We start from the raw sequence: 14,170 nt of genomic DNA on the forward strand, positions 1-14,170 counted from the left end.
TGTCGGGACAAGAGTTCGAACAGCGGCAGGGTCGATGAGCGACGACACGTCCATTTCATCCGTTGAGAAACCGGCCGCCTACCGTGTTCTGGCGCGCAAGTATCGCCCCAAGGATTTCTCCGACCTGATGGTCGGCCAGGAACCGATGGTGCGCACGCTCACCAACGCTTTTGAAACGGGTCGCATCGCGCAGGCCTATATGCTGACCGGTGTGCGCGGGGTCGGCAAGACCACCACCGCCCGCATCCTCGCCCGTGCGCTGAACTACAAGACCGCTGAGACCGACAGGCCGACGATCGACCTTCGTGTGCCGGGCGAACACTGCCAGGCGATCATGGATGGCCGCCATGTCGACGTCATCGAAATGGACGCCGCCTCGCATACCGGTATCGATGACATCAGAGAGATTATCGAACAGGTTCGCTACCGCCCGGTATCGGCGCGCTATAAGGTCTACATCATCGACGAAGTGCACATGCTCTCGACCCAGGCCTTCAACGGCCTGTTGAAGACGCTCGAAGAGCCGCCGGAACATGTGAAGTTCATCTTCGCCACCACCGAAATCCGCAAGGTTCCGATCACGGTTCTGTCGCGCTGCCAGCGCTTCGATCTGCGCCGCATCAGCGCCTCTGATCTCGTCGGCCTGTTTTCGACGATCCTCGGCAAGGAAGGCGTTTCCTTCGATCCGGAAGCGCTCGCCATGGTCGCCCGCGCCGCCGAAGGCTCGGCGCGTGACGGCCTGTCGCTGCTCGACCAGGCCATTGCGCATGGCGGCGGTGCGGTCGAGGTCGAGACCGTGCGCTCCATGTTGGGCCTTGCCGACCGCGCCCGCATCGTCGATCTCTTCGACCATGTCGTCAAAGGCGATGTTGCGGCCGCGCTCCAGGAGTTTGCCGCGCAATACGGGGCCGGCGCCAACCCGACGGTCGTTCTGACCGATCTCGCCGATTTCACCCATCTTGTCACTCGCATGAAATATGTGCCGGAGGCGGTCAACGATCAGTCGCTGAGCGAGATCGAGCGCACCCGCGGTGCCGTCTTCGCCGAAAGCGTTGCGGTCACGGCACTCTCGCGTATCTGGCAGATGCTGCTCAAGGGCATTCCGGAAGCGGAAAGCTCGTCGCGCCCGGCGGGAGCTGCCGAAATGGTGCTGATCCGGCTGGCGCATGCCGCACACCTGCCGGCGCCGGAAGAGGCTGCGCGACGCGTGCTTGAGCTTTCCGGCGGTGAAGGCGGCGGCGCCCGTTCCGGGCCGGTTGGCGGCAATGGCGGCGGGGCACAGGCCTCCGCCTCAGGATCGATTTCGGCGCAGGCAACGCAGGCGATGCCGGTGCAGCGCCCGACGAGCAACGGCGCGACGATGCTGCGCGCCGTGCCGGATGCAGCACCCCAGCCGGTCACCGTCGGCCGTATCGAGGAGCGACCCGCGGTAGCCCCAGCTGCCAAGCCGCAGCCGTCGGTTCCGGTCAATTCGATCGCAGATATCGCCGAACTTTGCGCCAAGAACCGCGACATCAAGCTGAAGACGCTGGTGCGCGGCTTCCTGCGTCTGGTGCATATCGAGGCCGGTCGTCTCGACGTCAATGTTTCCGACGATGCGCCGAAAACGCTGCTTGGTGAAGTCGCGGTCAAGCTCAAGGAATGGACCGGCATCCATTGGATCGTCAGCTACAGCCGCGAGCGCGGCGAGCCGACGCTGATCGAGGCCGAACAGCGGGCGCAGGAACAGCGCGTCAACGACGCACGGCAGGACCCCGATGTCGCTGCCATTCTTGCCCGCTTTCCGGGTGCCAAGATCACCGACGTGCGCATTCGCGCCGTCGAGGAAGAGGCCGAGAGTGTTGCTCCGGCTACAGCCGAATCCGCCGACGGCGATATCGTCCCTGGCGACGACATCGAATAGTCCCGTCTGCGAGCAGAAACAGAAAAACAGGAGACGACGATGCGTGACATCATGGGGATGATGGGCAAGGTCAAGGAAATGCAGGCCAAGATGGAGAAGATGCAGGCGGAGATCGCCGCACTCGAAGTCGACGGCACGTCCGGGGGTGGTCTGGTGACCGTCCGCCTCGACGGCAAGGGCACCCTCAAGAGCCTGAAGATCGATCCTTCGCTCTTCAAGGAAGATGACGTCGAGATCCTCGAAGACCTGATCGTCGCGGCTCACAAGGACGCCAAGGACAAGGCCGAAGCCGTCCAGGCGGAAAAGACCGCCGAACTGACCGCCGGCCTGCCGATCCCGCCCGGCATGAAGCTGCCGTTCTGACCGGTTTGAACGAGTTGGAGCGCGGTGCGTTCGGAAAACCGCACGCATTATTCCGCATCCCGCTCTATTGATTGGGCGCCGGTGGCGTGTCCGGCCGCGGAGGGTTCGTCCCGCGTGGATTGGTATCCATGCTGGCGGTGATCCTGAGATCCACCTTCTGGCTGGAAGGTGGAGGAATCGGGCGCCGATCGAGTTCGGCGCCTATGGCTGCGAGCTTCTGGGTAAGCTCGTTCAGCGCTAGGCGATCAGCCTTTGTAACGCCGACGAGGCCGGTCGGATCGTATTCCGTCAGGATCGCCGGATAGTCGATCCTGCGCTCGGTCGCCGGTTCCATGTAACGATTGGACAGCTTGCGCAGCGACTCGGAAAGTGTCGGCAGCATCGTCATCGCCCGGCGCCATCGATGTTCGTTGAAGTCGAAATTCTTGAGCACGACGTCGCCGGCCTTGCCGCCGAGCATACTCAGGAAATTCACGGTTTCTCCATCCATGTCGAGATTGAGCCCGCCTTCCTTGGCATCGTCGAGCCTCACCTCGACAATGCGTTCGCTGTAGCCATGGAGCTGGCTCTGTAGCGTGTCCTGCCAGTTGCGGGCTGTGTCGAGGATAGCGCCGACGAAGGCGAAAAGTCCCTCGACCGGATAGACCGGCGTCGCCTTGCCTTCGGCCGTACGGCGCGGCAGGTGCACGCGGCTGCCACCTGATCCGTCCTCATCCTCTCCATGGCGCCTCGGATCGTAACTCGCCAGCGAAATACCGAAGGTCGGGCGACCGGGCAGCAGTCCGTCGAACAAATGGATCGGGAAATTGCTGGTGATGCCGCCATCGGAAAACAGGCAGCGGATATGGGTTGACGGATCGCGCCGGGCTGCCGCGCGCAGGGAATAATCGTAGCGATAGAGTGGAACGCCGCGGATCAATCCGGGGAAGCTGAGACTCATGCGGGCGATGATCGCCACCGGTAGCTTCTTTGCCGGCGGTAGCTGGTAGAAATCCCGTACGCCGTCCGGCCCCACGATGTCGCGTGGTTTGCTCTCCTTCAGGAGGTAACTCATGGTGGACGGCGGAAACAGCCTCTCGAATTCCGACTTGCGGTAATTGTGCACCCGGTCGCCAAAGGGTAGCTCGTAAGGCCGTCGCGAAGAGAGATCGGTGGTGACGCTCTTCAACGTGATCTCGAAGCGATCGAGATCGCCGATCGTCAAAGGCCGCGCTTCTCCGTCGGGACGAACCGGGCCGGCAATGGCTTCGATCCGCTCCGCGATCCAGTTGGTGAATGCAGGTTTCTTCGCGCCCGGTTGGGTCAGGCCGCTGCATAGGCCGAAGTCGTGGGCCGGCAACACCACCGCGACCGCGCGATAGAGCTGATAGGTCAACATCGCCATCGCGCCGATCAGGACGACGAGCGCCCCCAGGATGCCAAGCGCCCAGTCGGTTGCGGCGATGCCGGCGACGATCAGCGCGAGGCCGGGGAGGGCGGCAAGAAGCAACGCCAAGTGAAAAACCCTGAGGGCCTCCAGGCCTGCCGCCGCCACCTTGCTTCCCTGCGTTCGCACCATCGCCATCCCGACGCGAAAGAGCGGCGCTGTTTCCGCCGATGGCTGGAAGAAGGTCGGGAGATTGGCGGCCAGCTCCTTCGGCATCGCATCGATCAGCGCGAAGCCAGCGTTCTTTTCGTCCGCCGTTGCGGCACTTTGGCGTCGGTATTCGGCAGCGGCTGTCATGACGGCGGCAATCGCACCGGCCGATGTGCCGCCGATGTGCATGAAGCGGTAGCGGGTCGCGAGTTCGGTAATGGCGCGCGGGAAGACGACACCCGAAGTGATGCCGCCTTTCATGATCAGATCGCATTCATCGCTGGGGGCTGCATAGCGGAAAGGCGTATCGGTCATCGGAGCCTCCATCTGCTGCGATCAACAATAGATTGCGCCCTCGTCGAATGCACGCCGATTTCTCCTGCGCCCTTTGCGATGGCCCATTGCAGTGTGCGAAGTCGATTCCGTTCGGGCTCGATATGGGCTAAAAGCGCCGCATGGCAAAACGAGTCACCGGCCCCGAAATCGAAAAACTCATCCAGCTCCTGGCAAAAGTCCCGGGGCTCGGGCCGCGTTCGGCACGGCGCGCCGCCCTCCATCTCGTCAAGAAGAAGGACCAGTTGCTGGGGCCGCTCGCCGACGCGATGGGCGAGGCGCACCGCAAGGTCCGCATTTGCTCCTGCTGCGGCAATGTCGATACGATCGATCCCTGCACCGTCTGCTCCGACGAGCGTCGCGACCAGTCGGTCATCATCGTCGTCGAGGATGTTTCCGACCTCTGGGCGCTGGAGCGCGCCGGCGCGATGAACGCCGCCTATCACGTGCTTGGCGGCACGCTCTCCCCGCTCGACGGTGTCGGTCCTGAAGACCTCAACATCAAAGGACTTGTTCAGCGCGTCGCCAATGGCGGCGTCCGCGAACTGATCATCGCCGTGAATGCGACGGTCGAGGGCCAGACCACCGCGCACTACATCACCGACCAGCTCGAGGGCATGGAAGTGAAGATCACCCGGCTTGCCCATGGCGTGCCTGTTGGTGGTGAACTCGACTATCTCGACGAAGGCACGCTGGCGGCCGCCCTTCGCGCCCGCACGTCGATCTGACGCTATTTTCGAACGCCGCGATCCAACCGATAGGGAAGCCTTATGCTGAGACTTCTTTCACTTTCGACCTTGTTGCTCTGTGGCTGGCTGGGGTTCGCGCATGCCGCGACGAAGGCGGATGTCGAGGCGGAGTTTCGCGCCTGGCTCCAGAGCGATCTCTGGCCGGAAGCGCAGAAGGCGGGCATTTCCGCCGGTTCGTTCAAGGCCGCCTTCGCCGACGTGAAGCTCAACTGGGACCTGCCGGATCTGGCGCCTCCCGGCTTCCCGAAGCCGAAAGAGCAGAAGCAGAGCCAGGCGGAGTTTTCCTCGCCCGGCAGCTACTTCTCGGAGAAGCGCCTGCAAGGACTGGCGGCAACCGGCCGCAGCCTTGCTTCCACCCATGCGTCGACCCTGAAGAAGATCGAGCGCACCTATGGCGTGCCGGCGTCGGTGGTTGTGGCGATCTGGGGCCGTGAGTCCGGCTTCGGCCGCGCCAAGATCCCCTATCCGGTCGTCGACGTGCTGGCGACCAAGGCCTTCATGTCGACGCGCCCCGACCTTTTCAGACGCGAGCTGATCGCGGCGCTGCACATTCTCGACAGCGGCGACGTCGACGAGGCGGCGATGCGCGGTTCCTGGGCCGGCGCCATGGGCCAGCCGCAGTTCATGCCGTCGAGCTTCCTGCAATATGCGGTCGACTTCGACGGCGACGGCCGCCGCGACATCTGGAATTCGGTGCCGGACAGCCTAGCCTCGATCGCCAACTATCTCGTCAAGAAGGGCTGGCAGCGCAACCGGGACTGGGGCTTCGAGGTGTCGATCCCCGACGCCGTCTCCTGCGCCCAGGAAGGCCCGGACCTCGCACGGCCGATTTCGGACTGGGCCAACAAGGGCATCACGCGGATTTCCGGCAAGGCCTTCCCGTCGCATGAACTGTCGGCGTCGTCGATGATGCTGGTGCCGGCCGGCCGGCATGGGCCGGAATTCATCGTCACGCCGAACTTCTATGTACTCAAGGAATACAACAACTCCGACCTCTATGCGCTGTTCATCGGCAATCTCGCCGACCGCATCGCCACCGGCGGCGGTGCGTTCCGCGGGAGCTGGGGCGACGTCGGCAACATGCTGCGCTCGGACGTTCTCGCCATGCAGAATGCGCTCGTCGCCAAGGGCTATGACGTCGGCAAGGTCGACGGCCTTCCCGGCTACAAGACGCGCCGCTCGCTTGGCGACTGGCAGGCAAAGAGCGGGCTTGCCGCCACCTGCTTCCCCGATGCCTCGCTGAAGGCGAAGCTGCGCTAAGGCAATTTCCAACCAGAGGCGTCGACGCTCTCTCAAGCTGAACCGCTGAACCGAAAGAGGCCCTACGTGACGGGGCCTCTTTCGTTGCATTGGTCGATGTCAGCGTTGGGGGCGACAACGGCATTTAGAGCAATTCCAGGAAAAGTGTGAAACGGCTTTCCGTCCGGAATTGCGTAATTTCAAAGACTTAGATCACTTCAGTGTTTCGATGAAACAATGAAATGATCTAGTGCATGTCGACATCGACCTGGCGTTTGTAGCGCTCGTAATGCGTCGGCACGATCGTCTGGCGTTCGATCATCCGGTGCACGCGCGGTGGTGCCACACCGCTGTGCAGTGCCGTCAGCTTGTCGCCGACGGCGGCGTCGGCCTGGGTGCGCCGCTGGTTGTGGCGCACATATTCGACCCAGGTCGGCACGTGATAGGTCTCGGTCCAGGTCGTCGGGTTCTCGAGGTCGCGCATCAGCGCCCAGTGGCCCGCACCGTCGCGGATGCGGATGCGCCGGCGTTCCGCCATGGTCGTGAGGAACTCGGGGATATCGTCGTCCGCGATCTCGTAATCGATCATGATGACGATGGGGCCGCTGCGCGGCTTCAGGTCCAGTTCGAGCGGCGGTTCGTTGAAGCGGTTGAGCGGATCAAGATTGAGCGAAGTGAACTCCGGCAGGGGCAGCCGGAAGCCGACCACGACGCCAGCGAACATCAGCAGACAGGAGCCCATCAGCGCATTGGCGGCACCATATTGTTCGGCCGCCGTGCCCCAGAGCCAGCTGCCGCCAGCAATGCCGCCGAAGGTCATAGTCTGGTAGAGCGATAGCGCCCGGCCAACGACCCAGCGCGGTGTCGAGAGCTGTACTGTCGTGTTGAACAGCGACAGCGCCAGCACCCAACAGGCGCCGGAGACGAGCAGCACGAGACAGCTGAGCCACGCATAGGTGCTCCAGGCCGTGATCGCGGCGCTGGCGGCAAAACCGGTGAAGGCGATGCGCACGATCGCCTCGCTCGACAGCTTCTCCCTCAATCGCGCACTGAGCAGCGCCCCGCCGATCGCGCCGAGGCCGAAGGCGCCGAGCATCAGGCCGTAGGTGAGCGGCCCGCCTTGAACGAGGTCGCGGGCGACGAGCGGCAAGAGTGCGAGGATCGCGCTTGCCGAAAGACCGAAGAGAAAACCGCGCAGCAGAACCTTGCCGATGTTCGGCGACATCGCGACATAGCGCAGGCCCGCGGATATGGCGCGGCCGAGCGTCTCACGCGGCAAGGTGTTCGTCGGCACTTCCCGCCGCCAGCGCACCAGCGCAAAGAGGATCGCGAAATAGCTGAGCGTATTGGCGAAGAAGGCGGCGGCAGCCCCCGCCGCGGCGACGATCGCGCCGCCGATCGCCGGGCCGACGCTGCGGGTGATGTTGAAGCCCATGCTGTTGAGCGCGACTGCCGCCGGCAGGTCGTCGCGCGGGACCATGTCGCCGACCGAGGCCTGCCAGGATGGGTTGTTGAGCGCCGTGCCGCAGCCGATGAGGAAGGTGAAGAGCAGGAGCAGCCAGGGCGTGATCAGTCCGACATAGGCGCAGATGGTCAGAAGCGCCGAGACGGAGAGCATGAAACACTGCGCCACCAGCATGATCCGCCGCCGATCGAAATTATCGGCAAGTGCGCCTGAGACGAGCGAGAAGAGCATGATCGGCAATGAGGTCGATGCCTGTACCAGTGCCACCATGTTTGCTGAAGGTGAGATCGAGGTCATCAGCCAGGCGGCGCCGACCGATTGGATGAGGCCGCCGAAGTTGGATGCGAGGCTCGCGATCCAGATCGTGCGGAAGATGTCGTGCTTGAAGGGCGCCAGCGGCGAATTACGGTGAGGCACCTCGTCTTCTCTCTTGTCCTTGATTGTCGTCTCGAAGCGGTTCTATCCCTGTTATAGGCCTGAGGACGCGAAGTGCCACCCGCTGAAATTGACCTTGTTGTCGAAGATCGTCGGCTGCGAGCGGATCGGCGCATTTGGAGCGGACGGCCCAATGCCTTGCAATTTGCGGCGATGAAGCGTATATGAGCCTCAAATTCTTGATCGGTAGATGAAGAGTGGGCCCGTCAGGACCCGCTCTTTTTTATTAGCCGGTCCGATGAGGAGATGATCGTTTGTCCGATACGACAACGGCTGAAAATGCAAATGAACCGCGCCTGATCACCGAAACCGGTCTCGACCAGCGCATCGCCGACATCATCGAGCCGGTCATCGTGCCGATGGGTTACCGCCTGGTGCGCGTGCGCATGTCCGGCCAGAACGGCCTGACGTTGCAGATCATGGCCGAGCGCAACGACGGCACCATGACCGTCGAAGACTGCGAAGAGATCTCCAAGGCCATTTCGCCGGTGCTCGATGTGGAAGATCCGATCGACAAGGCGTATCATCTCGAAGTGTCGTCGGCCGGCATCGACCGTCCCATGGTGCGCAAGTCCGACTTCTTCCGCTGGCAGGGGCACCTGCTGAAATGCGAGACGTCGGTTCTGGTCGATGGCCGCAAGCGGTTCCGCGGCAAGATCGTTTCCGTCGATGACGATGGTTTCCGGCTTGAGCGCGACCAGCCCGCGTACGGCGAGGAACCTGTCGTCGTCATCCCGTTCACCACGCTTGCCGAAGCGCGGCTGATCCTGACCGACGATCTGATCCGTGATGCGCTGACGGCCGACAAGAAGGCGAAGGCCGAGCGCGCCGCGAACGAGAATTTCGAAGACGAAGATTCACCTATTGAGGAATAAGTCGGGCGGAGCGTGAAGCCCCCTGCAACCCAACGGAGATAAGACATGGCAGTCAGTGCTAACCGGCTCGAGCTTCTGCAGATCGCGGATGCCGTCGCGCGTGAAAAGGTGATCGACCGCGAGATCGTTCTGGCCGCAATGGCCGATGCGATCCAGAAGGCCGCCCGCTCGCGCTATGGGTCGGAATCGAACATCCGCGCCGACATCAACTCGAAGACCGGTGAAATCCGCCTGCAGCGTCTTCTGGAAGTGGTCGAAAAGGCTGACGACTATTCCACGCAGATCCCGCTCGAGCTTGCTCGCGATCGCAATCCGGACGCCAAGCTCGGCGATTTCATCGCCGACCCGCTGCCGCCGATGGACTTCGGCCGCATCGCCGCCCAGTCTGCCAAGCAGGTCATCGTCCAGAAGGTTCGCGAAGCCGAGCGTGATCGCCAGTTCGACGAATTCAAGGATCGCGTCGGCGAGATCGTCAACGGCACGGTCAAGCGCGTCGAATACGGCAACGTCATCGTCGACCTCGGCCGTGGCGAAGGCATCATCCGCCGCGACGAGATGATCCCGCGCGAAAACATGCGCTACGGCGACCGCGTCCGCGCCTTCGTCTACGACGTTCGCCGCGAACAGCGCGGCCCGCAGATCTTCCTGTCGCGTACCCATCCGCAGTTCATGGTGAAGCTCTTCACCATGGAAGTGCCTGAGATCTACGACGGCATCATCCAGATCAAGTCGGTTGCCCGTGACCCGGGTTCGCGCGCCAAGATCGCCGTTGTCTCCAACGACTCGTCGATCGACCCGGTCGGCGCCTGCGTCGGTATGCGCGGTTCGCGCGTTCAGGCCGTCGTCGGCGAACTGCAGGGCGAAAAGATCGACATCATTCCGTGGTCGCAGGATCCGGCATCGTTCATCGTCAACGCGCTGCAGCCGGCGGAAGTGGCCAAGGTCGTTCTCGACGAAGATGCGGAGCGCATCGAAGTGGTCGTTCCGGACGAGCAGCTTTCGCTCGCCATCGGCCGTCGCGGCCAGAACGTTCGCCTCGCCTCGCAGCTGACCGGCTGGGACATCGACATCCTCACCGAACAGGAAGAGAGCGAGCGTCGCCAGAAGGAATTCACCGAGCGCACCAACCTGTTCATGGACGCGCTCGACGTCGACGAAATGGTCGGCCAGGTTCTGGCGTCCGAAGGCTTTGCCGCCGTCGAGGAGCTTGCCTATGTCGACCTCGACGAAATCTCGTCGATCGATGGCTTCGACGAGGAGACCGCTACCGAAATCCAGACCCGTGCGCGCGAATTCCTCGACAAGCTCGAAGCGGAAATGGATGCCAAGCGCAAGGAACTCGGCGTTGCCGACGAGCTGCGCTCGATCGACGGCCTGACGAGCCAGATGCTCGTTGCGCTCGGCGAAGAAGGCATCAAGACGATCGAAGACTTTGCCGGCTGCGCCGCTGACGACCTCGTCGGCTGGAGCGAACGCAAGGACGGCGAGACCAAGCGCTTCGAGGGCACCTTCTCGAAGTTCGACGTTTCGCGCGCCGAAGCCGAAGCCATGATCGTTCAGGCCCGCCTCGCGGCCGGCTGGATCACGGAAGAGGACCTGGCAAGCGATGAGGTCGAAGGCGAAGAGCCGATCGACGTTGCCGAAGGCGCCGAGCAGGACGCTTAAGGACGATGACCGCCTCTGATGATGCCGACAGCCTGCCTTCGGACACATTGCCCTTGGATGGGGGCCCGAAGGATCGGAGCGGCAGCACGCGGACGTGCATCGTCACCCGCGAAAGCGGTTCGCCGGATGAGTTGATCCGCTTCGTTGCCGGGCCCGACGGTCGCGTCGTTCCCGATCTGAAGCGTCAGCTTCCGGGACGCGGCTGCTGGGTGAAGGCCGAGCGGGCGCTCGTTGAAAAGGCGGTGGCGAAGAAGTTCTTCGCCCGCGCCCTGAAGGCGGACGTCAAGGCCGACGCGACGCTCGCCGACGACGTCGACCGGCTGCTCGCCGAGCAGTTGGCCGGCATGATGAACATGGCGCGCAAGGCGGCCCAGTTCATCTCCGGCGCGACGAAGACGGAGCAGGCCGTGCGCGGTCTTGCAGCGCTTGCCGTGTTCCATGCGGCCGACGCTGCAGCCGACGGTGTGCGGAAGATAGACCAGGCCCGCAAGGCGATGAGCTTCGTGGCCGACGATGAAATGGAAATACCTTCGTTCCGTCCCTTCACCGGGGCGGAAATGGAGGGCCTTTTAGGAAGTAATGCTTTTATCCATGCCGCAGCGCTTGCAGGGCAGGCGGGTGAGGGTGTAGTGAAGCGCGCAATCATGCTCGAAAAGTACCGAGGATCCGTCCCGGTCCGGGCCGACGGCGGCGCTGGCAAGCCACAGCAATGACCCGCGTCACCAGCACAGTCTGGCATCGCGTACATTGTTTGAGACAATTTGGAAGACAGGGTCAGGTGATACGCATCCGGCCCTGATCGCTAGGAACGGAACGGAATGACCGACAACAACGACGACAAGACAGGCAGCGCAGCAGGCAAGAAGACGCTGACCCTGAAACCCCACGGGGTTTCGCAGGGGACCGTGCGTCAGGACATGGGCCGTGGCCGCACCAAGGCGGTCGTGGTCGAAACCAAGAAACGCCCCTTCCATCGCCCCAAGGACGAGCGTCCGATCACGCCGGTCGCCGCGGCTCCCGCAGCACGCCCGGTCGAACAGCGTCCGGCTCAGCCGCAGCCTTCCGGCCGCCCGGCCCCGCAGCCGCAGCAGCACTCGACGCGCCAGGAAGCCAATCAGGCCAACCGTCCGCGTGTGGGTGTCGTTCTGAACCAGCTTTCCGCCGGTGAGATCGATGCGCGCCGCCGTGCTCTCGCCGAAGCGCAGATCCGCGATGCCGAAGAAGCGGTCATCCGCGCCGAGAACGAAGCACGCCGCAAGCGCGAGGAAGAAGCCCGTCTCCTTCAGGAGAAGGAAGAGGCCGCACGCCGCGCCGCTGAAGAAGCGGCCCGCCCGGCTGTCGAGCCTGAAGCAAAGGCCGAAGAGGTTGTCGAAGAGCGCCCCGTGGCAGCTCGCGCACCGGCTTCCACTGAGCGTCGCGTCGACAACCGCCCGCAGGCTGCACGGCCTGCTGAAGCGGCAACTGGACTTCCGACCCCGGCTCCGGCCGGCGCTCTGCGCGGCCGTAAGGTCGACAACGAAAAGGATGACGATCGTGGTCCGCGTTCGGGCGCAGGCCCGGCACGCGGCAAGGTCGTGCGTCCCGAGCCTGCCAAGGTTCCTGCCCGCCCGAAGGCCGACGACGGTCGTCGCCAGGGCAAGCTGACGCTGACCGCTGCCGTCGACGAGGATGGCGGCCAGCGCGCCCGTTCGCTGTCGGCCATGCGTCGCCGCCAGGAGAAGTTTAAGCGCAGCCAGATGCAGGAAACCCGCGAGAAGATCTCGCGCGAAGTCATCCTGCCTGAGACCATCACCATTCAGGAACTGTCGCAGCGCATGTCCGAACGCGCCGTCGACGTCATCAAGTACCTGATGAAGGAAGGCCAGATGATGAAGCCCGGCGATCTGATCGACGCCGACATGGCTGAACTCATCGCCGGCGAATTCGGCCACACGGTCAAGCGCGTCTCGGAATCCGACGTCGAGGAAGGCATCTTCAACGTGACCGATTCCGACGAGGAACTGCTGCCGCGTCCGCCGATCGTCACGATCATGGGGCACGTCGACCACGGCAAGACCTCGCTGCTCGATGCGATCCGCCACGCCAACGTGGTGGCCGGCGAAGCTGGTGGCATCACCCAGCACATCGGCGCCTATCAGGTCGAGCAGAACGGCAACAAGATCACCTTCATCGACACCCCCGGCCACGCGGCGTTCACCGCCATGCGTGCCCGCGGTGCCCAGGCGACCGACATCGCGATCCTGGTGGTTGCGGCCGACGACAGCGTGATGCCGCAGACGATCGAATCGATCAACCACGCCAAGGCGGCCGGTGTTCCGATCATCGTGGCGATCAACAAGGTCGACAAGCCGACGGCGAACCCGCAGAAGGTTCGCACCGAGCTGCTGCAGCACGAAGTCTTTGTCGAATCCATGGGCGGTGAAGTTCTCGACGTGGAAGTCTCCGCGAAGAACGGCACCAACCTCGACAAGCTGCTGGAAGCGATCCTGCTGCAGTCCGAAATCCTCGACTTGCGCGCCAATCCGAACCGGACGGCCGAAGGTACGGTGGTTGAAGCCGAGCTTGACCGTGGTCGCGGTGCGGTTGCAACCGTCCTCGTCCAGAAGGGCACGCTGCGTCCTGGCCAGATCATCGTCGCCGGCGACCAGTGGGGCCGTGTGCGCGCTCTGGTCAACGACAAGGGTGAACACGTCAAGGAAGCCGGTCCGTCGATGCCGGTCGAGGTTCTCGGCCTGTCCGGAACACCGGCTGCCGGCGACAAGTTCGCCGTCGTCGAGAACGAAAGCCGCGCCCGCGAGATCTCCGAGTACCGCCAGCGGCTCGCCCGTGAGAAGCAGGTTGCCCGTCAGTCCGGCTCGCGCGGCTCGCTCGAGCAGATGATGACCCAGCTCCAGACCTCCGGTCTCAAGGAGTTCCCGCTGGTCATCAAGGGCGACGTGCAGGGTTCGATCGAAGCGATCGCCGGTGCGCTCGACAAGCTCGGAACCGACGAAGTGCGTGCGCGCATCGTGCATTCGGGTGCCGGCGGTATCACCGAGTCCGACATCTCGCTCGCCGAGGCGTCGAATGCTGCGATCATCGGCTTCAACGTCCGCGCCAACGCGCAGGCCCGTTCGGCAGCCGAGCGTGCCGGCATCGAAATCCGCTACTACAACATCATCTACGATCTGGTGGATGACGTGAAGGCAGCGATGTCCGGTCTGCTCTCGCCCGAGCGCCGCGAAACCTTCCTCGGCAACGCCGAGATCCTGGAGGTGTTCAACATCACCAAGGTCGGCAAGGTCGCGGGTTGCCGCGTCACCGAAGGCAAGGTCGAGCGTGGCGTCGGCGTCCGTCTGGTTCGCGACAACGTCGTTATCCACGAAGGCAAGCTCAAGACCCTCAAGCGCTTCAAGGACGAAGTCTCGGAAGTCAACGTCGGTCAGGAGTGCGGTATGGCCTTCGAGAACTACGAAGACATCCGCGCCGGCGATACGATCGAGTGCTTCCGCGTAGAGCACATCACGCGGACGCTTTAAGAACCGTCCGATTAGAGATTATGCGGGCGCCGGGTTGTCCTTCGGCGCT

The 14,170-nt window shown here is 63.5% G+C and carries 10 protein-coding genes; 8 read left to right on the forward strand and 2 right to left on the reverse strand.

What is annotated here, in order from left to right; genetic code table 11:
* Positions 1 to 34: 34 nt before the first annotated feature.
* Both ACN9MO_RS18445 and ACN9MO_RS18450 read left to right on the forward strand, forming a co-directional pair.
* On the forward strand, positions 35 to 1,903 hold the full coding sequence (locus ACN9MO_RS18445; RefSeq protein ID WP_058324515.1) for a DNA polymerase III subunit gamma/tau: 1,869 nt from the start codon (positions 35 to 37) through the stop codon (positions 1,901 to 1,903).
* A 39-nt stretch (positions 1,904 to 1,942) separates the two neighbouring features.
* Positions 1,943 to 2,266 (forward strand): YbaB/EbfC family nucleoid-associated protein, encoded by a 324-nt coding sequence (locus ACN9MO_RS18450; protein WP_057247810.1) that lies wholly within the window; start codon positions 1,943 to 1,945, stop codon positions 2,264 to 2,266.
* Between the two features lie 64 nt (positions 2,267 to 2,330).
* Here ACN9MO_RS18450 and ACN9MO_RS18455 read toward each other — a convergent pair whose 3' ends face one another.
* Positions 2,331 to 4,157: a patatin-like phospholipase family protein gene (locus tag ACN9MO_RS18455; protein WP_162733556.1), complete on the reverse strand. Its 1,827-nt coding sequence runs from the start codon at positions 4,155 to 4,157 to the stop codon at positions 2,331 to 2,333.
* 140 nt (positions 4,158 to 4,297) lie between these two features.
* Here ACN9MO_RS18455 and recR point away from each other — a divergent pair, with 140 nt between their 5' ends.
* Entirely contained in the window at positions 4,298 to 4,903 is a 606-nt protein-coding gene (gene recR, locus ACN9MO_RS18460; RefSeq protein ID WP_057247812.1) for a recombination mediator RecR, read from the forward strand.
* Between the two features lie 42 nt (positions 4,904 to 4,945).
* Positions 4,946 to 6,184, forward strand: a complete 1,239-nt coding sequence (locus tag ACN9MO_RS18465) for a lytic murein transglycosylase (RefSeq protein WP_113131956.1) — start codon at positions 4,946 to 4,948, stop codon at positions 6,182 to 6,184.
* Positions 6,185 to 6,410: 226 nt separating this feature from the next.
* Here the strand turns inward: ACN9MO_RS18465 and ACN9MO_RS18470 are convergent, their stop codons facing one another.
* Complete coding sequence (locus ACN9MO_RS18470) at positions 6,411 to 8,045, reverse strand: MFS transporter (protein WP_162733557.1); 1,635 nt, start codon at positions 8,043 to 8,045, stop codon at positions 6,411 to 6,413.
* Positions 8,046 to 8,317: 272 nt separating this feature from the next.
* On the opposite strand from ACN9MO_RS18470, the gene rimP reads away from it, so the two are divergent.
* From rimP to infB, 4 genes are all read left to right on the forward strand, one after another.
* Positions 8,318 to 8,938, forward strand: coding sequence for a ribosome maturation factor RimP (gene rimP / locus ACN9MO_RS18475; RefSeq protein WP_057247815.1), 621 nt, complete (start codon positions 8,318 to 8,320; stop codon positions 8,936 to 8,938).
* A 45-nt stretch (positions 8,939 to 8,983) separates the two neighbouring features.
* Positions 8,984 to 10,603, forward strand: coding sequence for a transcription termination factor NusA (nusA, locus tag ACN9MO_RS18480; protein WP_057247816.1), 1,620 nt, complete (start codon positions 8,984 to 8,986; stop codon positions 10,601 to 10,603).
* A 5-nt stretch (positions 10,604 to 10,608) separates the two neighbouring features.
* Complete coding sequence (locus tag ACN9MO_RS18485; protein WP_057247817.1) at positions 10,609 to 11,316, forward strand: RNA-binding protein; 708 nt, start codon at positions 10,609 to 10,611, stop codon at positions 11,314 to 11,316.
* A gap of 105 nt (positions 11,317 to 11,421) precedes the next feature.
* Entirely contained in the window at positions 11,422 to 14,121 is a 2,700-nt protein-coding gene (gene infB / locus ACN9MO_RS18490; protein WP_058326186.1) for a translation initiation factor IF-2, read from the forward strand.
* The last annotated feature ends 49 nt before the right edge of the window (positions 14,122 to 14,170 follow it).

Source organism: Ensifer sp. R-19, assembly GCF_049905105.1.
GTDB lineage: Bacteria > Pseudomonadota > Alphaproteobacteria > Rhizobiales > Rhizobiaceae > Ensifer.

Coding starts and splice junctions, on each gene's coding strand:
- ACN9MO_RS18450 (WP_057247810.1), top strand. CDS start 1,943: ATGCGTGACATCATGGGGATGATGGGCAAGGTCAAGGAAATGCAGGCC.
- recR (WP_057247812.1), top strand. CDS start 4,298: ATGGCAAAACGAGTCACCGGCCCCGAAATCGAAAAACTCATCCAGCTC.
- ACN9MO_RS18455 (WP_162733556.1), bottom strand. CDS start 4,157: ATGACCGATACGCCTTTCCGCTATGCAGCCCCCAGCGATGAATGCGAT.
- ACN9MO_RS18485 (WP_057247817.1), top strand. CDS start 10,609: ATGACCGCCTCTGATGATGCCGACAGCCTGCCTTCGGACACATTGCCC.
- infB (WP_058326186.1), top strand. CDS start 11,422: ATGACCGACAACAACGACGACAAGACAGGCAGCGCAGCAGGCAAGAAG.
- ACN9MO_RS18445 (WP_058324515.1), top strand. CDS start 35: ATGAGCGACGACACGTCCATTTCATCCGTTGAGAAACCGGCCGCCTAC.
- ACN9MO_RS18465 (WP_113131956.1), top strand. CDS start 4,946: ATGCTGAGACTTCTTTCACTTTCGACCTTGTTGCTCTGTGGCTGGCTG.
- nusA (WP_057247816.1), top strand. CDS start 8,984: ATGGCAGTCAGTGCTAACCGGCTCGAGCTTCTGCAGATCGCGGATGCC.